The following is a 21,143-nucleotide window of genomic DNA, read 5'->3' on the forward strand; positions in this document are numbered from 1 at the left end:
CCGCCTGGCGCCGGTCTGGAGGGCTTTCGCGGCCGCGTGGGTTAGCATGCGCCAAGTAACGAGGAGGCACGATGGACAATCCCGCAATTCTGGCCGGCTCGGTCTCCGTGGCCTACCTGCAAGGTCTGGTCGAACACCTGCAGCGCCTGGGCATCGCCCCCGAGGTCCTGCTCGCGCATGCCCAGCTCGGTCCGGAGGCGCTCAACCAGCGCGATCAGCGTATCGCCGCCAGCGCCTATCTCACCCTGCTGGGCGAGGGTATGCGGCTGAGCGATGACCCCTGCCTGGGCCTGCATCTGGGGGAGTCGGTGCGCCCCGGCTACTACGGCGTGCTCGGCTACCTGATCATGAGCTGCGCGACCCTTGCCGATGCCCTGCACCGGCAGGCGCGCTACGCCTCGCTGGTGGGTAACCTGGGCCTGGTGCTGCTCGAGGACGAGCCGCCGCGAGCGGGCTGCGAGCCGCTGGTCGCACACAGCTGGCAGCCCCTGCTGGCGCAACAGCAGCGTCAACTGAGCGAGGAGACCCTGGCCGGCTGGGTCAGCTTCGGGCGCTGGATCAGCGGTCTGGACATCGCCCCGACCGAGGTCCGTTTCCAGCATTCGGCGCCGGCCGATACCCGCGAGCATGAGCGCATCTTTCGTTGCCCGGTGCTGTTCGATCAGGCCGACAACGCGCTGGTCTTTCCCAAGCGCCTGCTCGCCGTGCCCCTGGGCCAGGCCGACGCGCAGGTGCGCGGGATGCTCGACGCCTATGCCGATCGCCTGCTGAGCGAACTCAACCAGGGCAACAGCGTGCTCGACCGCGCGCGGGTCGAACTGGCGCGTCAGTTGCCCGAACGCGGGCCGGATCTCGAGGGCATCGCCGCTGCCCTGGCGCTGAGCCCGAGGACCCTGCAGCGGCGCCTGCGCGAAGGCGGGCTATCGTTCAGCCAACTGGTCGACGAGACACGGCAGCAGCTGGTGCTGCATTACCTGCGAGATCCGGCGCTGGAGCTGGCCGAGGTCGCCTTTCTGGTCGGCTTCAGCGAGCCGGGTTCGCTGGCGCGAGCGTTTCGCCGCTGGACGGGACAGAGTCCGGGCGAGTACCGTCGCCACCTTTGCGCCTAGGCTGGCTGTTGCAGCCTGAGGTTTTCGCCTATTTTTTGCACGTGCTGCACCTTGTGAGGATACCCCGATGAGCCTGAGCGAAGCCCGCTTTCACGACCTGGTCGATGCCACCCAGCAGGCGGTGGAAGACATCTTCGACGACAGCGGCCTGGACGTCGATCTGGAGAACAGCGGCGGCGTGCTGACCGTGCGCTTCGATAACGGCAGCCAGCTGATCTTCAGTCGCCAGGAGCCGATTCGTCAGCTGTGGCTGGCGGCGCGTTCCGGTGGTTTCCACTTCGACTACGACGAGGCCGACGGGCGCTGGATCTGCGACACCAGCGACGAGCAGCTCGGCGAGATGCTGGTACGCATCACGCTCGAGCAGTCGGGCACCGAGCTGGAGTTCGATGAGCTCTGAGCCCACGGAAAGGCCGCCGCAGTCGCCGTGTCGGCGCCAGTGCTGCCTCGACGAGCATGACCAGTGCCTGGGCTGTGGCCGCACCCTGCAGGAAATTCTCGACTGGGGAACGGCCGACAATGCCAGGCGCAGGCTGATCTGCCAGGCAGCCGAACAACGCCTGCAACAGCGTCGACAGGCCCGTTGACCCGGCACTCTTGTTTATTTGCCCGGCTGTGTTAGGGTCGACCAGACAGTCAGCTTAAACCCCGCCTTCGGGCGGGGTTTTGCTTTTTTATGGCCTACGTAAGGAGACCGCCCGGCATCATGAACAGCACACCTACCATCACCGTTACCCGCCTCGATCTGCAGCGTCTGGAGCGTTTGCTCGACAGTCTGGATGAGTTCGGGCCTGGCGCTGCTGCGTTGCAGGCCGAGCTGGATCGTGCCGAAGTGGTGGGGCACGACGAAGTGCCGGCAGGCGTGGTGACCATGAATTCGCGGGTGCATTGCCGCGAGGAGAGCAGCGGCAAGGACTATCACCTGACCCTGGTCTACCCGGAGGATGCCGGCGGCGAGGGCAAGGTCAGCATTCTCGCGCCCGTTGGCAGCGCGTTGCTCGGCTTGTCCGCCGGTCAGCACATCGACTGGCCGGCGCCGGGTGGCAAGGTACTCAAGCTGACCCTGCTGGCGGTCGAGTATCAACCCGAAGCGGCTGGCGAATACGATCGCTGACGCTCTGCCCTGGCTGGTCTAGAGTGAGGTTTCCCGCTAACGGCAAGGAGGCCCCGCCATGTCCAGCCTGCCCCTGTATTTTCCGCCTACCTACCAGCTCTCGCGCGCCCTGCTCTGCGCCGAGCTGGTGATGACTGCCTACGATCAGTACGAGCAGTGGCTGGCGCAGCAGCGCCCGCGCAAGCCACAGCACTTTCACTGGCAGGCGCCGCAACTCGAGGGCTGGACGCTGTCAGCGCCGATCTGGAGTGTGCTCAGCGAGTGGCACCTGTTCAACGAATCGGAGCCGTTCGGTTTTGCCGCGCGTGATCCGCAGGGTGATTGTTACCTGGTGTTTCGCGGTACCGAGTCGGTGCAGGACTGGCTCGACGACCTCGACCTGGACCAGCGCGACTACCCCTGGCAGGCCGGCGCTGGGCTGGTTCACGACGGCTTCCTCAAGCTCTATGCGTCGCTGCGCGATCAGGCTCTGCTGGCGCTGGATGATCTGCAGCCACAGGGGCCGCTCTGGGTGTGCGGGCACAGCCTGGGCTGCGCCCTGAGCAGTCTGGCCGTGGCGGACCTGCGCGAACGCTGGCCGTCGCGGCCGTTGCAGCACTACAACTTCGCCAGCCCGCGCCTGGCGTCCCCGGCCTTCGCCAGCTACTACAACGGGCTGGGGGTACCGACCTATCGCCTGGTCAACGACAGTGACCTGGTCCCCGAGGTGCCGCCGGCGGACAGCGACCGCTGGCTGTACCAGCACCTCGGTCTGCCGGTGACCTTCACCGCCAGCTATGGCGGGGTCGCCGACAATCACAGCATGGCTGGCTGCTACCTCTACGCCTTGAACCACCCACAGGCGCCGATGCGCGACTAGGCCTGCTGCAGGGCGGCGTTCAGGGCGTCTTCCAGCTCGCTCTTGTAGCGCAGGTAATGCACGGTCTGCGCCTGCTGGCCGGCCAGCACGGCGGACAGGTCGAGGTCGGTGATGTAGCAGGGGTAGCGCTCGCCACCGGCGCGTTGCGCGAGGATGTGCTGGGCGACGGCGCGGTACAGCTCGCGCCCGTACTCCAGCTCGGAGAACTCGCGGTGGTTGCAGTACAGCGTGACATGGTGCTGGCGCCCGTCACCGGGCTCGACGATGGCCTGCACGTCGTAGAACGGGTGGCTGACCTGCGACTCGGGGGCCGTCCGGCGCTCTAGGCGCTGAGCGCGCAGCGGTGCCGCCGGCAGCAGCTCGTAGTAGAGCATCTCCAGCGGCGCCGGGTTGTCGCTGCCATCCAGCGGCAGCATGGCGTTGCGCCGATACAGCAACGACTGCAGGAAGCGTTGCAGGGGCGTCAGCAGGCTCTGTTCGTCGCGGAACGGCAGGCGCCTGCGCCATAGCGCGTTGTGCTCGTCGAGCAGGGTCAGCTCGGCTTCGCCGTTGCTTTCGTGCAGGCGATAGAACAGCTGGATGCACTGCGGCCGTCCCATCGGCAGGATCAGCGCCAGGTCGTCGCCGTCGAGGGCGTGGCGGTCCAGGTGCAGGGGGCTGTAGCGCGCCTGCTCGCTGCCCAGGTGGTCCAGCAGCGCCGGCAGGTCGCCCAGCGCGGCATGGCTGACCTGTCCGGGGGTCAGCTGGAGCACGTGATAGTGCTGGCGAATCTGTACCAGATAGCGCGACTGGCGCCCTTCGGCGTAGGTGGCGAGCAGGTCGTTGAGCAGCTCTTCGACGCGTTCGGCAATCGCCGGCGCACGGTTGCGGCAGTAGCAGCGTACCTGCACCCTGGGCTGCGGGCCGCCCGTGGGCAGGCTGTTGAGCAGGTCGCGCAGGCAGTCGAGCAGGGCATCGCTGCCGTCATAGCGGCTGACCTGCAGTTCGTTCCAGCTGTTGAGCACCACCTGATCGAGGGTCAGCACCAGGTTCTCGCGCACTCCGGAGTAGCCCAGTGCGTCGGTGCGGCCTGAGGTCATGTGCACGTTCATCTGGCTGTGCTGGGGCAAGGGGTCGACGCCGACGTTGACCAGCAGCAGGACCTGGCTGGGCACGCTGGCGCGCAGCAGGGCCAGCTCCTCGACGCCAGGCAGGGGCAGAGGGAAGGCCTGCTGCAGGCTGCCGATCAGGTTGGACAGCTCGAAGTCGCTCAGGTCGCTGCTGCCCGGGTGCAGGGACAGCCGTGTGCTGCTGTCGATCACACTGTTGCGATGGCACCAGGCGAGCAGTTCGATCAGCTCCCGGGAGCGCTTCAGCGGGGCGAAGTCGGGCCATTCCTGGGCGTTCAGGCTGCCGGGGAACAGCGCCCACTGGTGCTCGTTCGGCGCCTCGGCCGTGGAATGCTGCACCAGCGTCAGGGTGTCTTCTGCCAGATCCGGGGCGATGCCGGGGTTGATGAACTCGACCTTGCCGGCCTTGCGTTCGAAGGCAGCGTAGAGGCGCCGCCCCAGCACGTTGAGGTCGCGGTTGTTGAGTGAGCTGCCCGCCTGCGCGCTGCGCGCGAACTGCGAGAGGAAGCGATAGCTGTAGGTCAGCTCGTTGACCAGGACGCGGCGCTCGGCGGCGACCTGGCGCACCTTCCACTGGCTGCGGCTGTCGAGCACCGCGAGCTGGCGCGTCTGCCAGCCCCATTCGCCGGTGAGGCGTTCGAGCAGCAGGCGTTGCCAGCTCTTGGCGCGGCCACGGGTGGGCGGGCGGCTGATCTTCTTGTTCACCTTGAGGTACAGGCAGCGGCGGATCAGTTCGAGGCGCTCCTGATCGGCCCGGGCGATCAGGTATTCCTCCAGGCGGCGATAGACGACGATGTACGGGTCGAGCTCGTCCAGGTCCAGGCGTCCCTCGAAGACCGCCTGCTTGAAACGCAGCGCCAGGCATTCGACCTGCGGGTGCTCGCTGGCGTAGACCTCGGTGAGCAACAGCTTTAGCGCGGACTTGTAGGGCGACTCGATGCCCTTGAACAGCTGCCACATGCCAGCGCCGATGAACTCCTCCGGCGGGATGCGCGCCAGGTGGCCGAGGTCGAGCACGTCCTCGGCGCGGACGAAGCGCTTGTTCAGCAGCGTGCGGCAGTAGTCGTGGTAGCGCGCCTCCTCGTACACCGGTACCAGCCACCAGATCGGCGTGCGCCCACCGAGCCAGATCGCCGTGCGGTAGAACTCGTCGAGCAGCAGGTAGTGCTGCGTGGTGCCGCAGTCGTCGGAGGTCAGCTGCGCTTCGCGGTCGCCCTGGGTGAAGCGCTGCGGGTCGACCAGAAAGACATGCACCTCGGCGCCCTGGGTGGCGGCCCAGCTCTCCAGCTGGTCGCATTTCCTGCGCAGTTCCTGCAGTTGCTGCGCCGTCAGGTTCGGCGCGTGACACAGCCACAGGTCCATGTCGCTCTGTTCGGCCTGCGCCACGGTGCCCAGGCTGCCCATCAGGAACAGGCCATGCAGCGGCGCTGAGCCCTGGCCACGGCGTGGCTTGTAGACGAAGGAGCGGGTCAGGCGCTGGACTTCGGCCAGGCTGCCGTCATCCGGCTCGAAGCCGCTCAGGCCGGCAGGCGTGCTGGCCGAGACATAGCCGGGTAACAGCGGGTGATTGACGTGCAGCAGCAGCGGCAGCAGCTTGAGCACCAGTTGCTGGCGCGTCGACAGGGCCTCCATGGCGCGCTGCAGGCGGCCCTGGTTGATCCGCAGGAAGCGCGCGCGCAGCTGTGCCAGCACCTTGCGGTCGATGCCATCGTCGATGTCGGGGCGGATTTCCTGCGTGCGCGTCATGCTCGAACTCTACTGGAGATGGTGCAAGCCTATCAGCGGCGTGCTCGCCAGTGCAGTGCCTGTGACGCTATATCGCCCGCCGGGCATGCCTCTTGAGGGCGGCCGGCGGGCAGGTCCAGCTGAGGGGCGTGTCGTGGGGCGCAGCAGGCTACCCGCGAGACTGCCGGGGTGCGTCTCAGGCCGCGGTCGTCTGGCGCTTCGCGAGGATGGTGAGCAGGGCTTGGGCGTGTTCGGCGGCGTCGATGCCGAGGCTGGTCAGGTAGCCGCCATCGGCCTGGCTGACCAGGCCTTTCTCATGCAGGCGGGTGATCGCCCCCTGCGCCTTGAATGAAGCGTTGTTGTGCACCTTGAGTCCTTCCTGGTGATTGTCCAGGTTGTACAGGGCGAGGATTTCCAGCTCGTCGATCAGGTCAGCGTCGAATGACTTCATGGTGACTCCGTCTTGTTGTTATGGCGTTCGTGCAGTGTAGAGCCCTGCGGCCCGGTCTGCCCGTCGGCCAGTTGCCATTTCTCCAGGATGCGCTGGTAGGTGCCGTCCTGCCTGATGCGCTGCATGCCCTCGTCGAATCGCTGCAGCAGGCTGGCGGCCTGGGCGTTGTGGCGCGAGAAGGTCAGGTACAGCTGCGGGCGATGGACGGTCGCCAGGGCCGCGAACTGCCCGGCCAGCTCCGGGCGCTCTCGCAGCAGTGCCTGGGTGGTGCCGCGAAAGGCGATGACATAGTCCACCCGGCCACGCTGCAGCATCAGGAAGCCATTGATGTCGCGTCGCACCGCGATGCGGCGGATGCCCGGGTAGTTGTCGAAGTGCTCGCCGTAGGTGTAGCCGATGGTGACGGCCACGCGCTTGCCGACTAGCGCCGACAGGTCCTCGACGGGCGCTTCTCCGACGGGGCCCCAGAGCAGGATGTTGTCGCTGAACAGCGCCTGCCGCGGCAGCAGGTAGGCGGCGCGGATGCCGGGGTCCGGCGTGGTGTTGAAGCAGGCGGGCAGGGCGCCGGTGCGGGTCAGCTCCATGCAGCGCGAGTAGGGGTAGGGCATCAGTTCGATGGGCGTCTCGCTGACCGCGAACGCGGCACGGACGATGTCAGCGGACATGCCCTCGATCTTGCCGTCGCGCCAGGCGGTGTAGGGGTACCAGTCATCTTCGGCGCCGATACGCACCACTTCGGCGCGCGCGATGCCGCTGGCGCTCAGCCAGAGCGACAGGACAAGCAGGGTGACGAGTCGTGGCAAGGAGCAGACCATCGCGGGGCGCGCCTTTCTGGCCGGGAATGGCTGTGAAAGTAGCAATCTACCTGCCAACCCGACCAGTGGCCTGGATCAATCCGCCTTCAGTTTTCTTCCGGCAGCGTCGGCAGGGCGCGCAGGGCCTGCTCGTACCAGGCGCCATCGAAGGGGCGGTCGTCACGCAGCATGGCGTCGACTTCATGGGCGAGCACCAGGGCCATGAGCTCGAGAATCTCCTCGCGCTCGTAGCCGACCAGGGTCAGCTTGTTGTAGACCGCCTGGGCGGCCGCCGGCTCACCGTTCTCCAGCTGGTTCTCGATGGCCTGGACCAGCGTGGCCTCGGCGAAGGCTTCGTCTTCTTGCTCGATGTTGTCGCTCATGTTGCCTCTTGGTGTGGGTGGGCAGGCTCAGTCGCAGGGTATGCCGACGGTCTTGAGGCTGCGCTTGAAGTATTGCAGGCGGAAGCCCGAGGTGGCGGCCTTGCTGCAAAGGTTGTCGTTGAAGGTGCGGTACTCGGCGATGAAGATGGCCTTGCCCTGGCTGCGCATGTGGTCGTAGCCGTCGCACTCCTTGTAGCGGTAGCAGCTCTCGTTGATGGCGAAGTCGAAATGCTCGCCGAGCACGGGAAGCAGCTCCACGGCATTCTTCAGCCCGACGTTCATGTTGCGACTGCGCGCCTGTTCGGCCAGCCAGCGATTGAAGTCGATCTGCTGCTCTTCGGTCAGGTCGAGACCGTTGTCGTTGCTGTAGCCATCCACGTTGTCGGGGTCGACGCCGTCGCAGCCCTTGGCCGCGGCCAGGTCCAGGCGCTTGGCCAGCAGCTGGCGCACGTCGTCGCGGCGATGGTCCAGCCAGCGTTCGCCCGGCCAGTCCGCCAGCTCGTTGCCGAGGGCTTCCTGCGGATAGCTGGCGGCATCGCTGCGCCAGTCTTCCCAGGTGCCGGCGCTGAAGTAGCAGATCACGATGCGACCACCACCCTTGAGTGCGGTGATGGTCTGCGTCGGCGTGTCGTACAGGTCGATGTCATAGACCTGCCGATCCGGCGTCTGCAGCTTGCCGTCGAGCTGCATGTGCCAGGATGCATCGGCCGGAATGGGAATGGGGCTCGCCGGGGACAGTGCAGGGGCGAGGACGCTGATCAAGGCGAGTAGGGTACGCATGATGCTCTGCACTCGGTGGCGGGAGATGTAATCACCATAGGTCAGGGGGCGGGACGCGGCCAGCGGGCTGCCGTCAGCCGGCAGCGAAATCCAGCAGGGCCTGGCCGGTCAGGCGATAAGTGGTCCATTCGCTCTGCGGACGGGCGCCGAAGGATTCGTAGAAATCGATGGCCGGGGTGTTCCAGTCCAGCACCGACCATTCGAAACGACCGCAGTCGCGTGCCACGGCCAGTTGCGCGAGGTGGCGCAGCAAGGCCTTGCCGGCGCCCAGGCCACGGGCCTCGGGGCTGACGTAGAGGTCTTCCAGGTACAGGCCATGCTTGCCCAGCCAGGTGGAGTAGTTGAAGAAGTACACGGCATAGCCGATCGGCTGGCCGGCGTTCTCGCAGATCAGACCATGGGCGGTGCTGCCCTCGGCGAACAGGCTGTCGCGGATGCCGGCGGCATCGGTCTTCACCTCCTGCTCGGCCTTCTCGTAGATGGCCAGGTCGGTGATGAAACGCAGGATCAGCTCGGCGTCGTCAGGGGTGGCGGGGCGGATGGTCAGGGGCATGGCGAATACTCTCAGGGGCGGTCTTCGGCTGGCGGCAGACTCGCCAGGAAGCGGTTGATGGCCTGGCGGGAGTCCAGGCGCAGATACTGACACGACGGCGGTGCGTTGCGCATTTCCTCGGCATAGCGCTGGCGGTAGACGGGATGGCGGGTCCAGGCCCAGGCCAGGATGGAGGCGCGCGGGTTCAGCTTGAACAGGTTGCTCCAGCGCTCGCGGTTGCCATTCCACAGCGTTTCTCGCGTCGCCAGGCGGCGCAGGGTACGCCAGATCACCTGGCGCATCACCTCGCGCCGGGGCAGGTCCAGCCAGATCACCATGTCCGAGCGTTCGCGCACCTGCGGGCGCACGAGCGAGTAGTTGCCTTCGACCACCCAGCCGTCACCTTGCAGCGCCTCGTGCGTGGCCCGCTGAAATTCCTCGTCGGGGAGCGGCTGCCAGTCGGGCTGGTGGTACAGCGCGTCGAGTTCGACGTGGCGATAGCCCAGGTGCCGAGCCAGGCGCCGGGAAAGCGTGGTCTTCCCGGCGCCCGAACAACCCACCACCGAGATTCGGCGGCCGGGTGCGATAGGCCCTGTCGGGCAGGTAGTCGGTGGCACGGGGTCAACCATGGCTGAGTGTCAGCCAGGCAAGCGCTGCGCCCACCAGGCAGAGGAAACCGAACGCCGCGATCCAGGCGCTGCGTGAGCCCATCGGGTCGGCCACACGCAGCGGTAGATCGGGGTAGCGGCCCAGGGTCAGTAATCGCAGGACCAGCCAGCCTGTGCCATAGAGGACGTAGTCGACAATGACTTCGGCTATCAGCTCGACCAACACCAGCAGGCCGCGTAGCAGCAGCTCGATCATGGGGAAGTCCTTTTCCCTGGGAAAATGTCTAGCGGTTCGCCAGCAGTTCCCGGCCACGTACCACGGCAGCGCGTACCTGGTTCGGTGCGGTGCCGCCGATATGGTCGCGGGCGCCGACCGAGCCTTCCAGAGTCAGGACGGCGAATACGTCGTCGCCAATCTGGTCGCTGAACTGGCGCAGCTCGTCCAGGCTCATTTCGGCCAGGTCCTTACCGGTCTGCACACCGTATTTCACGGCGTGGCCGACGATCTCGTGGCAGTCACGGAACGGCAGGCCCTTGCGTACCAGGTAGTCGGCCAGGTCGGTGGCGGTGGAGAAACCGCGCAGCGCCGCTTCGCGCATCATGTCCTTCTTCGGCTTGATCGCCGGGACCATGTCGGCGAAGGCGCGCAGGCTGTCACGCAGCGTGTCGGCGGCATCGAACAGCGGTTCCTTGTCTTCCTGGTTGTCCTTGTTGTAGGCCAGCGGCTGGCCCTTCATCAGGGTCAGCAGGCCGGTCAGGGCACCGAACACGCGGCCGGTCTTGCCGCGCACCAGCTCGGGGACGTCCGGGTTCTTCTTCTGCGGCATGATCGAGGAACCGGTGCAGAAGCGATCCGGCAGGTCGATGAACTGGAATTGCGCGGAGGTCCACAGCACCAGCTCTTCGGAGAAGCGCGACAGGTGCATCATCGCCAGCGACGCGGCGGCGCAGAATTCGATGGCGAAGTCGCGATCGGATACGCCGTCCAGCGAGTTGCCGCCCACGGCGTCGAAGCCCAGCAGTTCGGCGGTGATCTCGCGGGCGATCGGGTAGGTGGTGCCGGCCAGTGCGGCGCTGCCCAGCGGCATGCGGTTGGTGCGCTTGCGGCAGTCGACCAGGCGCTCGTAGTCGCGCGAAAGCATCTCGAACCAGGCCAGCAGATGGTGGCCGAAGGTTACCGGCTGGGCGGTCTGCAGGTGGGTGAAACCGGGCATGATGGTGTCCGCTTCGGCTTCGGCCAGGCCCAGCAGGCCCTGCTGCAGGCGGGTGATCTCGGCCAGGATGCTGTCGATTTCGTCACGCAGCCACAGGCGGATATCGGTGGCCACCTGATCGTTGCGCGAACGGCCGGTGTGCAGCTTCTTGCCGGTCACGCCGATGCGATCGGTCAGGCGCGCCTCGATGTTCATGTGCACGTCTTCCAGGTCGACGCGCCAGTCGAACTGACCCGCTTCGATCTCGGCCTGGATCTGCTTGAGGCCGTCGATGATGGCGTCACGCTCGTCGGCGCTGAGTACGCCGACCTTGGCCAGCATCGTGGCGTGGGCGACGGAGCCCATGATGTCGTGGCGATAGAGGCGCTTGTCGAATTCGACCGAGGCGGTGAAACGGGCGACGAAGGCGTCGACGGGCTCGCTGAAGCGGCCGCCCCAGGATTGGTTGGTTTTTTCGCTGCTCATGGTTCGGGCTCTGGATCGGGCAAGCCGCTTTCGACGGCCAGCATGGCGGACAAAGTCCGTCGATAATAACAGGGTCGGCGCGCGTTTCGCCGAGCCACGTTCGCCTTTGGCAAGGAAGCGGCGGTGTCGGCTGCTTCACAAATTTGTTCCGAAGACGGCATTTCGGTGCTTTATTTTGCCCGGCTGGAGCCGCCCGTCTTGCCGGCCCGCGAGGCGACACGGAAACTGCGTCGATGCACACTCAATCGTTTGCCAAGAACAATCACAACGCCGCGGTCGACGACTTCTTCGTCCCCGAACTGTGCCAGCCGGAAGCGCTGCTGAGCATGGTGCTGCTGGCCGAGCTGCTGGTACTGGTCCTGGTGCTGGCCGAACCCATGACACCGGGATTCGACTGGGTGCGCCTGGCGCTGACCTCGCTGTTCGTGCAGTGGATCGTCCTGCTGTCGGCCGCCGTCATGTGCCGCCTGCGGCCGTTGCTGGCGCGCCTGCGCCCGGCGCTGGCGGGCAGCCTGTGCTGCATGCTGGTGGTGCTGCTGACCCTCAGTTGCACGGCGGTCGCCGACTATTACGACCTGGGCGGACCGCTGCCACGCAATGGCGAGGTGAACCTGTACCTGCGTCATGCCCTGATCAGCCTGATCATGTCCGCACTGCTGCTACGCTATTTCTATCTGCAGAGCCAATGGCGTCGTCAGGAACAGGCCGAGTTGCGTGCCCGCATCGAGTCCTTGCAGGCGCGGATCCGTCCGCACTTCCTGTTCAACAGCCTCAACAGCATCGCCAGCCTGGTCACGCTCGATCCGCACAAGGCCGAGCAGGCGGTGCTGGATCTGTCCGATCTGTTTCGCGCCAGTCTGGCCAAGCCCGGCAGCCTGGTGTCGTGGAAGGAGGAACTGGAACTGGCAAAACGATATCTGTCGATCGAGCACTATCGGCTCGGCGAGCGTCTACAGTTGCAGTGGGAGGTCGAAGGCGTGCCGGAGGATCTGCCGATTCCCCAGCTGACCCTGCAGCCTCTGTTGGAGAATGCGCTGATCTATGGCATCCAGCCGCGAATCGAAGGCGGGCTGGTGCGGGTCGAGGCGGATTACCAGGATGGTGTGTTCAGCTTGTGTGTCAGCAATCCGTATGAAGAGCGGGGCGAGCAGCAACCGTCACGGGGAACGCATCAGGCGCTGAGCAATATCGATGCGCGTCTAGCGGCACTTTTTGGGTCGCGCGCGAGTCTCAGCGTGGAGCGCCGTGACGGCCGTCATTACAGCTGTCTACGCTATCCTTGTGCGAGACTCACGCAGGAAGCCAGAGCAATATGAATGTCCTGATCGTCGATGACGAACCCCTTGCCCGCGAGCGCCTCAGCCGCATGGTCGGTGAGCTCGAGGGTTATCGGGTCCTGGAGCCCACCGCGAGCAACGGTGAGGAAGCCCTGACCCTGATCGATAGCCTGAAGCCGGACGTGGTCCTGCTCGATATCCGCATGCCCGGCCTCGATGGCCTGCAGGTGGCCGCCAGGCTGTGCGAGCGCGAAGCGCCGCCAGCGGTGATCTTCTGCACGGCCCATGACGAGTTCGCCCTGGAGGCGTTCCAGGTCAGTGCCGTCGGCTACCTGGTGAAACCGGTGCGCGCCGAGAATCTCAGCGAAGCCTTGAAGAAGGCGGAGCGGCCCAACCGCGTGCAACTGGCGGCGCTGACCCGCCCCGCAGCGGAAACCGGTGGCGGCCCGCGCACCCATATCAGTGCCCGCACACGCAAAGGCATCGAGCTGATCCCGCTGGATGACGTGGTCTATTTCATCGCCGATCACAAGTACGTGACGCTGCGCCACGAGGGCGGCGAGGTGCTGCTGGACGAGCCGCTCAAGGCGCTGGAAGACGAATTCGGTGACCGCTTCGTGCGCATCCACCGCAATGCACTGGTTGCCCGCGAGCGCATCGAGCGCCTGCAGCGCACCCCGCTGGGACACTTCCAGCTCTACCTCAAGGGGCTCGACGGTGATTCGCTGGTGGTCAGCCGCCGCCACGTGGCCGGTGTGCGCAAGCTGATGCAGTCGCTGTAGCGGGCGCCGGCTGCGGCCGATGGCCGCCTCCTCCAGCCGGCACTGGGCGAGCCTGTTATGATTCGCGGCAATCCGTTTTCTGGAATTGCCCCCATGTCTCGCGAAATTCGCATCGCCACCCGTAAGAGCGCCCTGGCCCTGTGGCAGGCCGAATATGTCAAAGCCCGCCTGGAACAGGTCCACCCGGGCCTCAAGGTCAGCCTGGTGCCGATGGTCAGTCGTGGCGACAAGCTGCTCGACGCACCTCTGGCGAAGATCGGCGGCAAGGGGCTGTTCGTCAAGGAACTGGAAACCGCGCTGCTGGAGAACGAGGCCGATATCGCCGTGCACTCGATGAAGGACGTGCCGATGGACTTCCCGGCAGGTCTGGGCCTGTACTGCATCTGCGAGCGGGAAGACCCGCGTGACGCCTTCGTCTCCAACACCTACGCGAGCCTCGATGCGCTGCCCGCCGGCAGCGTGGTCGGCACCTCCAGCCTGCGGCGCCAGGCCCAGCTGCTGGCGCGGCGTCCCGATCTGAAGATCCAGTTCCTGCGCGGCAACGTCAATACCCGCCTGGCCAAGCTCGATGCCGGCGAGTACGACGCCATCATCCTCGCTGCAGCCGGCCTGATCCGCCTGGGTTTCGAAGCCCGTATCCGCAGTTCGCTCAGTGCCGAAGACAGCCTGCCCGCCGGTGGCCAGGGCGCTGTCGGCATCGAGTGCCGCACGGCCGACAGCGACCTGCATGCCCTGCTGGCACCGCTGCATCACCCTGAAACGGCGCTGCGCGTGACGGCCGAGCGGGCGCTGAACAAGCACCTCAATGGCGGTTGCCAGGTGCCGATCGCCTGTTATGCGCTGCTGGAAGGTGACCAGCTGTGGTTGCGTGGCCTGGTCGGCCAGCCCGATGGCGGTCTGCTGCTGCGTGCCGAGGAGCGCGCCGCCAGCAGCGATGCCGAGGCGCTGGGCGTGCGCGTCGCCGAGGCCCTGCTGGCACAGGGCGCCGATGCGATTCTCAAGGCCGTGTACGGTGAGGCCGGCCACCCGTGAGCGCCTGGCGCCTGCTGCTGACGCGTCCGACCGATGACTGTGCCGCGTTGGCGCGGACGCTTGCAGCGCATGGCGTATACGGGCATTGCATGCCGTTGCTGGCGATCGAGGCGCTGGCCGAGAGCGTCGAGCAGCAACAGACCTTCCGCGATCTGCAGCGCTACTGCGCGGTGATCGTGGTCAGCAAGCCGGCGGCGCGCCTGGGCCTGGCCCTGCTGCAGCGGCATGGGCCGCAGCCTGCGCCGGCGCAACCCTGGTTCGCCGTGGGCGCCGCGACCGCCGCGCTGCTCGATGAAGCGGGCCTGGACAGCCATTACCCGCCGACCGGTGACGACAGCGAGGCGCTGCTCGCGTTGCCGGCGCTGCAGCAGGCCATTGCCGCCGCCGCCACGCCGCGCGTACTGATCCTGCGTGGCGAGGGTGGCCGAGAATTTCTTGCCGAATGCTTGCGCGGCCAAGGTGTGACAGTCGACTATCTGCCACTGTACCGCCGCGCGTTGCCGCAGTACGCGCCGGATGAGCTGGGCCGCAGGGTGCGGGCGGAACGCCTGAACGGCCTGGTGGTCAGCAGTGGGCAGGGGTTCGAGCATCTGCTGCAGCTGGCCGGCGGTGACTGGCCGAGCCTGGCTCGGCTACCCTTGTTCGTACCCAGCCCGCGTGTCGCCGAGCAGGCACGCCGTGCGGGCGCGGAGATCGTTGTGGACTGTCGTGGCGCCAGTGCCGCGGCCTTGCAGGCAGCTCTGGAGCAGTTTCCGGCTGCCGCCCTCTAAAAGGACGGATACGTGAGCGAAGCATCCACCCCGAATACGCCAGAAGAAAAAACGGCCAGCGCAGCCGTGAACAGCACCGCCACTCCCCCCGCGAAGACCCCAGGCAAAGGCGGTGGCACCGGCCTCGCGGCCTTCGCTCTGCTGGTCGGCCTGGCTGGCGCCGGTGCCGGCGGCTGGAGCCTCTGGCAGCTGCAACAGATACAGGGCCGGGAACAGCAGCAATCCGCGGACCTGCAGCGTACCCGAGACGACAGCGCGAAGAAGGTCGACGAGCTTGCCCAGCGCCTCGACTCGCGCCTGTCGGCCCTGCCCAGCGCGGCCGAACTGGATGAGCGTCGCCGTCTTCTGGCCAATGTGCAGTCCGATCAGCAGCGCATGAGCCAGCGCCTGGAATCGGTGCTCGACGGCACCCGGCAGGACTGGCGCCTGGACGAGGCCGAGCACCTGCTGCGCCTCGCCACCCTGCGTCTGTCCGCCCTGCAGGATGTCGCCAGTGCCGAAGCGCTGGTGCAGACCGCCGACGAGATCCTCCGCGATCAGGATGACCCCGCGGCCTTCGGTGCCCGCGAACAGCTCAGTCGCAGCCTGGAAGCCCTGCGTACCACCGAGCGCCCCGATCGCGTCGGCCTGTTCCTGCAGCTGGGCGCCCTGCGTGAGCAGGCGGCCACGCTCAACCCGCTGGCGCCAAGCCTCGACGGGCAGGGCGACGTGCTCTCCGAACTGGCTGCAGAGAACGACGGCAGCGCCTGGTGGAGTGACTGGCTGAAAGACCTGTCGCAGTACTTCCGTATCGAGTTCGACGCGGACCGCAACGTGCGGCCACTGCTCTCGGGGCAGAGCCTGTCGCAGGTACGCCTGAGCCTCTCGCTGGCACTGGAGCAGGCGCAATGGGCGGCCCTGCATGGCCAGGCCGGCGTGTACCGGCAGTCGCTGAAGCAGGCAGAGGACATCCTCGACGCGCACTTCAACCTGGATAACCCCGACAGCCGCGCGCTGCGCCAGCGTTTCAGCGAACTGGCCGATGCCCGCGTCGACGTCAAGGTGCCCGACCTGAGCGAGTCGCTCGACGCCCTGCAAGCCTACTTGCAGCGCAAGCACGCGCAGCGTCGGCAGGGGGCCGCAGCGGCCGGGGAGGCGCAATGAAACGCCTGATCTGGCTCCTGCTGTTGCTGGCCGTCGCGGTGGGGCTGTACCTGCTGAGTCTGGCCATCGAGGCCGACCGCGGCTACGTGCTGTTCGCCTACAAGGGGTTCCGCTACCAGTCCGGCCTGTGGGCGTTTCTCGGCCTGCTGCTGGCCGTGGTGCTGGTCTACTACCTGGGCAAATGGCTGCTGCGCCTGCTGCTCAGCTCGACGCGCCTGGCCAACCCCTGGTCGCGCCTGCATCGCAACCGTCGCGTACGCCTGGCTTCCGAGCAGGGCATGCTCGACCTGGCGGAGGGCCGCTGGGCGCGTGCGCAACGTCAGCTGACCCGTGCCGCAGAGGCCGACAGCCAGCCGCTGATGTTCTACCTCGGCGCCGCGCGCGCGGCGAACAAGCTCGGCCAGCACGAACAGAGCGATGCGCTGCTCGAGCAGGCCCTGAACCGGCAGCCGCAGGCCGAGCTGGCCATCGCCCTGACCCACGCCGAGCTGCAGCGCAGCCGTGGCGACATGGACGCTGCGCTGGACACGCTGCAGGCGATGCACGAGCGTCACCCGGGGCATCACCTGGTGTTGCGCCAGTTGCAGCGTCTGTACCTGCAGCGTCAGGACTGGTCGGCGCTGCTCGGTCTGCTGCCGGAGCTGCGCAAGGAGAAAGCCCTGCCGGCCGCCGAGCTGGATGAACTGGAGCGCGAAACCTGGCGTGGGCGCCTGGGCGAAGCCGGGCTTGCCGGGCAGGGGCAGGGCGAAACGGCGCTGCAACCGCTGACCCAGGCCTGGCAGCAGCTGTCTGCGCCGTTGCGCCAGGAGCCTGAGCTGATTGCCGCCTACGTCGAGCAACTGCGTCGTCTCGGCGCCCAGGAAGAGGCCGAAGAAGTCCTGCGCAGTGCCCTCAAGCGTGGCTACGACAGCCGTCTGGCGCGTTTCTATGGCGTGCTGCGTGGCGCTGATCCGGCGCGTCAGCTGCAGACGGCCGAACTCTGGCTCAAGCAGCATCCGCAGGACCCGGCCCTGCTGCTGACCCTGGGCCGGCTGTGTCTGCAGAACCAGCTCTGGGGCAAGGCCCGCGATTATTTCGAGAGCAGCCTGAAGCTGGAACGGCACCCGGAAACCTGCGCCGAACTGGCGCGCCTGCTGGCACAACTGGGTGAGCTGGAGCGCAGCAATCAGCTGTTGCTGGAAAGTCTCGGCCTGTTGCATCAGGGCCTGCCGCCGCTGCCGCAACCGCAGGGGGCCAATGCCTGATCGGCTGCGGCCGATTGCCGCGGCAGGCGCGCCGCCCTGACGGAGGGGCGTTTCCGCGCGATGAATAGCCTGCCGCGTGTTGCCGGGCGCCTTGAAAGGCGCCCTCGCTTTCCTCTACCGTACTGCCCTCGATTTCCTTCCCGGAGCCACCATGCACTTGGCCAGTCCGCGTCCCCTGTTTTTCCTGGCATTCATCGGCTGCGTACTGCTGATGGCGGCTGCGCTCTATCTGGAACATGTCGTCGGCCTCGAGCCCTGCCCGATGTGCATCCTGCAACGTATCTGCGTGGTGCTGTTCGGTGTGGTCTGCCTGATCGCCTCGCTCCATGGTCCGGGCCGCCTGGGTCGGCGTGTCTATGCCGTGCTGGCGCTGCTGTTCGCCGTCGCCGGTGCCGCCACCGCAGGTCGGCAGATCTGGCTGCAGAGCGTGCCGGCCGACCAGCTCGAAGCCTGCCTGCCGAGCCTCGAGTTCATGATGGAAGCGCTGCCGCTGCAGGACATCGTGCGACTGGTGTTCCAGGGCAGTGCCGATTGCGCCGAAGTGAACTGGACGCTGTTCGGCATGAGCATTCCCGAGTGGAGCCTGCTCGGCTTCATCGGCATGATCGGTTTCTGCCTGCTGCAGCTTCTGCGTCGCGATTGAGAATGCGTATTGCTGCAGGCCGCGAGGCCTGTGGCTTGCTGCTCAAACGCTCGTATGAAATTTCTCGTGGCAGTGCCTTGATGGTGTCTGCCCACGAGCATAATCTGGCTCGCACGCATCGTCGGAAAAACGCCATTCTGCGGTTGCCTTCCCAAGAACAAGCACCGATTGACAAAAAATCGTCGGGAATGATTTTCAACGTCGCGTAGCGACGCCCGAAGGGTGGCCGCCAGGGTCGCAGGTCATAAGAACGTCCCGGAGTGGACGTATAACAGGCCTTATCGATAAGGGAAGCGAGGTTCATCATGCTTGAGAGTTGTCGGAACGCACAGGAACGTTGGGGCGGGGTTCACCAGCTGATCGATCGCTGGCTGGGTGAGCGACGCGAACTGGTGCAGGCCTACGCTGCCCTGACCAAGGCACCGCAGGCGCCGGCCATCAATGGTGAGTCTCTGCAGGGCTTCTGCGAGCTGCTGGTGGACTATGTGTCGGCAGGCCATTTCGAGGTCTACGAACAGCTGACCAGCGAGGCCAAGGCCTTCAACGATCAGCGCGGCCTGGAGCTGGCCAAGCGCATCTACCCGCGTCTCGAGGCGATCACCGCCGTGGCGCTGGCCTTCAATGATCGCTGTGACAACGGTGACTGCCGCGACAGCGCCTCGCTGGTGGCAGAGCTCGAGCGTCTGGGTCAGCTGCTGCATGAGCGCTTCGAGCTGGAAGACTGCCTGATCGAGGTGCTGCACACCGCCCACCAGGAACAGGCCGCCGAAGCGCTCTGAACCTCGGGTGCCGATAGCGCCCGGAGATTCCGGGCCGCACGTTGCCGCTCAGTCGGCGACGTCGAGCAGGCGCAGGTCGAACACCAGCGGCGCGTAGGGGGGGATCAGATCACCCGCACCTTCCTCGCCATAGGCCTGACTCGACGGAATCACCAGGCGCCAGTGCGCGCCCTTGGGCATCTGCAGCAGTGCGCTGCGCCAGCCGGCGATCAGGCTGTCCAGGCGAAACCACTGTGGCGTCTCACTCTCGTCGAAGACACTGCCGTCTGCCAGCGAACCGCGATAGCTCACCTGCACCCGGCTACGTGCCGAGGGCGTCGGGCCACTGCCGCTGCCCAGCTCGCTCACCAGCACGCCGTTCTCCAGCACCCGGGTGCCGGGGCGCTGGCGCTGCTCGGCGAGAAAGCGCTGTTCCGCTTCGATAGCCTTGGCATGGCGTTGCGGCGAGGCCGCGATGCGCGCTTCGTGCTCATCGAGCAGCTGTTCGATACGGGCGCTGTCGAGGCGCAGCGGCTTGCCGTCGTAGGCTTGGCGCAAGCCCTCGACCAGCGCGTCCAGGGGCAGGTCCGGTACCTCTGCATTCAGTCGCTCGCCGAGCCTTGCGCCGAGGCTGTAGGCCAGGTCTTGCTGGTGCTGGTCGGCCTGTACGGTCAGGCAGCAGCAGAGCGCAAGGGTGGCGAGTGCGGCGCGGCGCATGGCGATGTCTCCGGATCAGGATGCGGGCTGGTGTGCATTTCCTGTGGCTCGCGCGGAGGCGACACAGTATCCCGGCGATTATGCCAGTGCCTGCGTGTATCTGCTGTGCTCGCCGAAAGGCCTATGGCGACGCCTCGCTCGTGCGTCTAGTATGGGCGGATCCACATCCGCCAGGAGGCGTGCCATGTCGGCCAAGAAGAAGTCCGTAACCACTCCGTTGCACCTGCTTCACCAGTTGTCTGCCAGTCTGCTCGAGCACCTGGAAAATGCCTGCTCGCAAGCACTGATCGATGCCGAGAAACTCCTCGCCAAGCTGGAGAAACAGCGCGGCAAGGCCCAGGAAAAACTGCACAAGGCGCGCAGCAAGCTGCAGGACGCCGCCGTCGCTGGAAAAGCCAAGGCCCAGGCCAAGGCCAAGGACGCGGTGGCCGAGCTGGAAGAACTGCTCGACTCGCTCAAGACCCGGCAGAGCGAAACCCGCAACTACATCGGCCAGCTCAAGCGTGACGCTCAGGAGAGCCTGAAACTGGCCCAGGGCGTAGGCAAGGTGAAAGAAGCCGCGGGCAAGGCGCTCGACGTGCGCGACGCCAAGGCTGCCGCGCCGGCCGCCAAGCCAGCCAGCAAACCGGCGGCGGCGAAGAAACCCGCTGTTGCCAAGGCACCGGTGAAGAAGGCTCCGGCCAAAGCGGCTGCCGCCAAACCGGTGAGCAAGCCCGTTGCCAAGCCTGCGGCAGCCAGCAAGCCGGCAGCGAAACCGGCAGCGGCCAGCAAGCCAGCGGCCAAGCCCGCAGCTCGCAAGCCTGCAGCAGCCAAGCCGGCAGCGCCGAAAGCGGCTGCCAAGCCCGCTGCAGCCAAGCCCGCCGCCAAACCGGCTGCCAAGCCGGTCGCAGCCAAGGCCCCGGCCAAGCCTGCCGCGGCCAGCAAACCGGCGGCAGCCAAGCCAGCAGCCAAGCCCGCCGCAGCGAAACCGGCCGCCAAACCAGCAGCAGCCAAGCCCGTCAGCAAGCCTGCGGTCGCGAAGAAGCCGGCAGCTGCCAAGGCGCCCGTGAAGAAGGCTCCGGCCAAGCCGGCCGCCGCCAAGCCCGCAGCGCCGACGGCACCCGTCGCGCCCGCCGCTCCAGCGGCGAGCACTGGGGCCAGTGCCGCAGAGGCGCCGAGCGCGTCCTAAGGCTGAGCCATGGCGCCGCGCAGCACATGCAGCGCGGCGCTGTCCTGCCTTCCCAGGTGCGTCAGCCAGTCATGGTCGCCGGCTTCGCTCGGCCAGGGTTCGGCAAGTGCCTGCAAGCGCTCGAGCAGCACGCGCTCGCTGTGCAATTCCAGTTGCTTGACCTGTTCGCGCAAGCTCGCCAGCGCTGCATCCTGGCCGGCGGCGCTGCGCCAGTCGCGGCGTAGCTGGCGCAAGGGCGAGACCACCTCGCGTTGCCAGGGCACCGCCACGTCCCGCAGGGCGCGCAGGCGTTCATCCAGGCAGCGCACGCCACGGCGTTGCAGCCAGGCACCAGTCAGAAGCAGGCAGACATCGCAGCCTGCCTCCTGCAACTCCAGGCAGGCGTGTTCCACGCCGGGTCTGGCGTAGAGTTCAAGCGCGAAATTCCACAGATCCTGCACGCGGCCTCCGGGGCGATTTGGTAGAC

The 21,143-nt window shown here is 66.7% G+C and carries 26 protein-coding genes; 15 read left to right on the top strand and 11 right to left on the bottom strand.

The window, feature by feature from the left end:
* Positions 1–71: 71 nt before the first annotated feature.
* The 5 genes from JLK41_RS01245 to JLK41_RS01265 all read left to right on the top strand — a co-directional run bounded on the left by JLK41_RS01245 (position 72) and on the right by JLK41_RS01265 (position 3,082).
* Positions 72–1,109 carry an AraC family transcriptional regulator gene (locus JLK41_RS01245; RefSeq protein WP_037052774.1) on the top strand — a complete coding sequence of 346 codons (1,038 nt, stop codon included), beginning with the start codon at positions 72–74 and terminating at the stop codon, positions 1,107–1,109.
* 67 nt (positions 1,110–1,176) lie between these two features.
* The gene (cyaY, locus tag JLK41_RS01250; RefSeq protein ID WP_037052776.1) at positions 1,177–1,509 is read left to right on the top strand and encodes an iron donor protein CyaY; all 333 of its coding nucleotides are present in this window, start codon (positions 1,177–1,179) and stop codon (positions 1,507–1,509) included.
* Positions 1,499–1,696 (top strand): DUF1289 domain-containing protein, encoded by a 198-nt coding sequence (locus JLK41_RS01255; protein WP_037052778.1) that lies wholly within the window; start codon positions 1,499–1,501, stop codon positions 1,694–1,696. The genes cyaY and JLK41_RS01255 overlap by 11 nt, the downstream gene beginning before the upstream one ends.
* 119 nt (positions 1,697–1,815) lie before the next feature.
* Entirely contained in the window at positions 1,816–2,223 is a 408-nt protein-coding gene (gene rnk / locus JLK41_RS01260) for a nucleoside diphosphate kinase regulator (protein WP_037052780.1), read from the top strand.
* 58 nt (positions 2,224–2,281) lie between these two features.
* Positions 2,282–3,082 (top strand): lipase family protein, encoded by an 801-nt coding sequence (locus JLK41_RS01265; protein WP_210390177.1) that lies wholly within the window; start codon positions 2,282–2,284, stop codon positions 3,080–3,082.
* Here the strand turns inward: JLK41_RS01265 and JLK41_RS01270 are convergent.
* The 9 genes from JLK41_RS01270 to argH all read right to left on the bottom strand — a co-directional run bounded on the left by JLK41_RS01270 (position 3,079) and on the right by argH (position 11,143).
* Positions 3,079–5,937: a class I adenylate cyclase gene (locus JLK41_RS01270; RefSeq protein WP_134677869.1), complete on the bottom strand. Its 2,859-nt coding sequence runs from the start codon at positions 5,935–5,937 to the stop codon at positions 3,079–3,081. The genes JLK41_RS01265 and JLK41_RS01270 overlap by 4 nt on opposite strands.
* Positions 5,938–6,112: 175 nt before the next feature.
* Positions 6,113–6,367 (bottom strand): TIGR02647 family protein, encoded by a 255-nt coding sequence (locus tag JLK41_RS01275; RefSeq protein WP_037052786.1) that lies wholly within the window; start codon positions 6,365–6,367, stop codon positions 6,113–6,115.
* Entirely contained in the window at positions 6,364–7,170 is an 807-nt protein-coding gene (locus tag JLK41_RS01280) for a substrate-binding periplasmic protein (protein WP_244976463.1), read from the bottom strand. The genes JLK41_RS01275 and JLK41_RS01280 overlap by 4 nt, the downstream gene beginning before the upstream one ends.
* Before the next feature lie 98 nt (positions 7,171–7,268).
* Entirely contained in the window at positions 7,269–7,544 is a 276-nt protein-coding gene (locus JLK41_RS01285) for a hypothetical protein (RefSeq protein WP_037052791.1), read from the bottom strand.
* Between the two features lie 27 nt (positions 7,545–7,571).
* Positions 7,572–8,324, bottom strand: coding sequence for an endo alpha-1,4 polygalactosaminidase (locus JLK41_RS01290; RefSeq protein ID WP_206596757.1), 753 nt, complete (start codon positions 8,322–8,324; stop codon positions 7,572–7,574).
* Between the two features lie 73 nt (positions 8,325–8,397).
* A complete protein-coding gene (locus tag JLK41_RS01295; RefSeq protein WP_037052794.1) occupies positions 8,398–8,877 on the bottom strand; it encodes a GNAT family N-acetyltransferase in 480 nt (159 codons plus the stop codon).
* A gap of 11 nt (positions 8,878–8,888) precedes the next feature.
* Positions 8,889–9,416 carry a shikimate kinase gene (locus tag JLK41_RS01300; protein ID WP_244976464.1) on the bottom strand — a complete coding sequence of 176 codons (528 nt, stop codon included), beginning with the start codon at positions 9,414–9,416 and terminating at the stop codon, positions 8,889–8,891.
* A gap of 61 nt (positions 9,417–9,477) precedes the next feature.
* Complete coding sequence (locus tag JLK41_RS01305) at positions 9,478–9,720, bottom strand: hypothetical protein (RefSeq protein ID WP_210390180.1); 243 nt, start codon at positions 9,718–9,720, stop codon at positions 9,478–9,480.
* 28 nt (positions 9,721–9,748) lie between these two features.
* Positions 9,749–11,143 carry an argininosuccinate lyase gene (argH, locus tag JLK41_RS01310; protein ID WP_037052802.1) on the bottom strand — a complete coding sequence of 465 codons (1,395 nt, stop codon included), beginning with the start codon at positions 11,141–11,143 and terminating at the stop codon, positions 9,749–9,751.
* Positions 11,144–11,376: 233 nt separating this feature from the next.
* Between argH and JLK41_RS01315 the strand changes: the two genes are divergently transcribed.
* The 9 genes from JLK41_RS01315 to JLK41_RS01355 all read left to right on the top strand — a co-directional run bounded on the left by JLK41_RS01315 (position 11,377) and on the right by JLK41_RS01355 (position 18,813).
* On the top strand, positions 11,377–12,459 hold the full coding sequence (locus JLK41_RS01315) for a sensor histidine kinase (RefSeq protein ID WP_047584422.1): 1,083 nt from the start codon (positions 11,377–11,379) through the stop codon (positions 12,457–12,459).
* Entirely contained in the window at positions 12,456–13,202 is a 747-nt protein-coding gene (locus JLK41_RS01320) for a LytR/AlgR family response regulator transcription factor (protein ID WP_037052808.1), read from the top strand. Before JLK41_RS01315 ends, JLK41_RS01320 begins: the two co-directional genes overlap by 4 nt.
* Positions 13,203–13,295: 93 nt before the next feature.
* Positions 13,296–14,234, top strand: coding sequence for a hydroxymethylbilane synthase (hemC, locus tag JLK41_RS01325; RefSeq protein ID WP_210390181.1), 939 nt, complete (start codon positions 13,296–13,298; stop codon positions 14,232–14,234).
* Positions 14,231–15,004, top strand: a complete 774-nt coding sequence (locus tag JLK41_RS01330; protein ID WP_210390182.1) for a uroporphyrinogen-III synthase — start codon at positions 14,231–14,233, stop codon at positions 15,002–15,004. The genes hemC and JLK41_RS01330 overlap by 4 nt, the downstream gene beginning before the upstream one ends.
* Before the next feature lie 12 nt (positions 15,005–15,016).
* The gene (locus JLK41_RS01335) at positions 15,017–16,147 is read left to right on the top strand and encodes a uroporphyrinogen-III C-methyltransferase (protein WP_210390183.1); all 1,131 of its coding nucleotides are present in this window, start codon (positions 15,017–15,019) and stop codon (positions 16,145–16,147) included.
* A complete protein-coding gene (locus tag JLK41_RS01340) occupies positions 16,144–17,391 on the top strand; it encodes a heme biosynthesis HemY N-terminal domain-containing protein (protein ID WP_037052818.1) in 1,248 nt (415 codons plus the stop codon). Before JLK41_RS01335 ends, JLK41_RS01340 begins: the two co-directional genes overlap by 4 nt.
* Before the next feature lie 151 nt (positions 17,392–17,542).
* On the top strand, positions 17,543–18,034 hold the full coding sequence (locus JLK41_RS01345; RefSeq protein WP_037052820.1) for a disulfide bond formation protein B: 492 nt from the start codon (positions 17,543–17,545) through the stop codon (positions 18,032–18,034).
* A gap of 2 nt (positions 18,035–18,036) precedes the next feature.
* Entirely contained in the window at positions 18,037–18,243 is a 207-nt protein-coding gene (locus JLK41_RS01350; RefSeq protein ID WP_134677865.1) for a hypothetical protein, read from the top strand.
* Between the two features lie 96 nt (positions 18,244–18,339).
* Positions 18,340–18,813 carry an Rsd/AlgQ family anti-sigma factor gene (locus JLK41_RS01355; RefSeq protein WP_037052822.1) on the top strand — a complete coding sequence of 158 codons (474 nt, stop codon included), beginning with the start codon at positions 18,340–18,342 and terminating at the stop codon, positions 18,811–18,813.
* A 48-nt stretch (positions 18,814–18,861) separates the two neighbouring features.
* Here the strand turns inward: JLK41_RS01355 and JLK41_RS01360 are convergent, their stop codons facing one another.
* On the bottom strand, positions 18,862–19,509 hold the full coding sequence (locus tag JLK41_RS01360) for an FKBP-type peptidyl-prolyl cis-trans isomerase (RefSeq protein WP_210390184.1): 648 nt from the start codon (positions 19,507–19,509) through the stop codon (positions 18,862–18,864).
* A 184-nt stretch (positions 19,510–19,693) separates the two neighbouring features.
* Here JLK41_RS01360 and JLK41_RS01365 point away from each other — a divergent pair, with 184 nt between their 5' ends.
* Positions 19,694–20,677 (top strand): AlgP family protein, encoded by a 984-nt coding sequence (locus JLK41_RS01365; RefSeq protein WP_210390185.1) that lies wholly within the window; start codon positions 19,694–19,696, stop codon positions 20,675–20,677.
* Here the strand turns inward: JLK41_RS01365 and JLK41_RS01370 are convergent.
* Entirely contained in the window at positions 20,674–21,117 is a 444-nt protein-coding gene (locus tag JLK41_RS01370; protein WP_037052829.1) for a TIGR02444 family protein, read from the bottom strand. The two genes, JLK41_RS01365 and JLK41_RS01370, sit on opposite strands and share 4 nt — an antisense overlap.
* Positions 21,118–21,143 lie beyond the last annotated feature (26 nt).

Origin of the sequence: Ectopseudomonas khazarica, from assembly GCF_017915135.1 — a bacterium.
In the GTDB taxonomy this organism is placed as follows: domain Bacteria; phylum Pseudomonadota; class Gammaproteobacteria; order Pseudomonadales; family Pseudomonadaceae; genus Aquipseudomonas; species Aquipseudomonas khazarica.

Coding starts and splice junctions, on each gene's coding strand:
- JLK41_RS01265 (WP_210390177.1), top strand. CDS start 2,282: ATGTCCAGCCTGCCCCTGTATTTTCCGCCTACCTACCAGCTCTCGCGC.
- JLK41_RS01245 (WP_037052774.1), top strand. CDS start 72: ATGGACAATCCCGCAATTCTGGCCGGCTCGGTCTCCGTGGCCTACCTG.
- JLK41_RS01315 (WP_047584422.1), top strand. CDS start 11,377: ATGCACACTCAATCGTTTGCCAAGAACAATCACAACGCCGCGGTCGAC.
- hemC (WP_210390181.1), top strand. CDS start 13,296: ATGTCTCGCGAAATTCGCATCGCCACCCGTAAGAGCGCCCTGGCCCTG.
- JLK41_RS01305 (WP_210390180.1), bottom strand. CDS start 9,720: ATGATCGAGCTGCTGCTACGCGGCCTGCTGGTGTTGGTCGAGCTGATA.
- JLK41_RS01320 (WP_037052808.1), top strand. CDS start 12,456: ATGAATGTCCTGATCGTCGATGACGAACCCCTTGCCCGCGAGCGCCTC.
- JLK41_RS01295 (WP_037052794.1), bottom strand. CDS start 8,877: ATGCCCCTGACCATCCGCCCCGCCACCCCTGACGACGCCGAGCTGATC.
- rnk (WP_037052780.1), top strand. CDS start 1,816: ATGAACAGCACACCTACCATCACCGTTACCCGCCTCGATCTGCAGCGT.
- JLK41_RS01290 (WP_206596757.1), bottom strand. CDS start 8,324: ATGCGTACCCTACTCGCCTTGATCAGCGTCCTCGCCCCTGCACTGTCC.
- JLK41_RS01345 (WP_037052820.1), top strand. CDS start 17,543: ATGCACTTGGCCAGTCCGCGTCCCCTGTTTTTCCTGGCATTCATCGGC.
- JLK41_RS01255 (WP_037052778.1), top strand. CDS start 1,499: ATGAGCTCTGAGCCCACGGAAAGGCCGCCGCAGTCGCCGTGTCGGCGC.
- JLK41_RS01350 (WP_134677865.1), top strand. CDS start 18,037: ATGCGTATTGCTGCAGGCCGCGAGGCCTGTGGCTTGCTGCTCAAACGC.
- JLK41_RS01270 (WP_134677869.1), bottom strand. CDS start 5,937: ATGACGCGCACGCAGGAAATCCGCCCCGACATCGACGATGGCATCGAC.
- JLK41_RS01365 (WP_210390185.1), top strand. CDS start 19,694: ATGTCGGCCAAGAAGAAGTCCGTAACCACTCCGTTGCACCTGCTTCAC.
- JLK41_RS01355 (WP_037052822.1), top strand. CDS start 18,340: ATGCTTGAGAGTTGTCGGAACGCACAGGAACGTTGGGGCGGGGTTCAC.
- JLK41_RS01285 (WP_037052791.1), bottom strand. CDS start 7,544: ATGAGCGACAACATCGAGCAAGAAGACGAAGCCTTCGCCGAGGCCACG.
- argH (WP_037052802.1), bottom strand. CDS start 11,143: ATGAGCAGCGAAAAAACCAACCAATCCTGGGGCGGCCGCTTCAGCGAG.
- JLK41_RS01360 (WP_210390184.1), bottom strand. CDS start 19,509: ATGCGCCGCGCCGCACTCGCCACCCTTGCGCTCTGCTGCTGCCTGACC.
- cyaY (WP_037052776.1), top strand. CDS start 1,177: ATGAGCCTGAGCGAAGCCCGCTTTCACGACCTGGTCGATGCCACCCAG.
- JLK41_RS01340 (WP_037052818.1), top strand. CDS start 16,144: ATGAAACGCCTGATCTGGCTCCTGCTGTTGCTGGCCGTCGCGGTGGGG.
- JLK41_RS01275 (WP_037052786.1), bottom strand. CDS start 6,367: ATGAAGTCATTCGACGCTGACCTGATCGACGAGCTGGAAATCCTCGCC.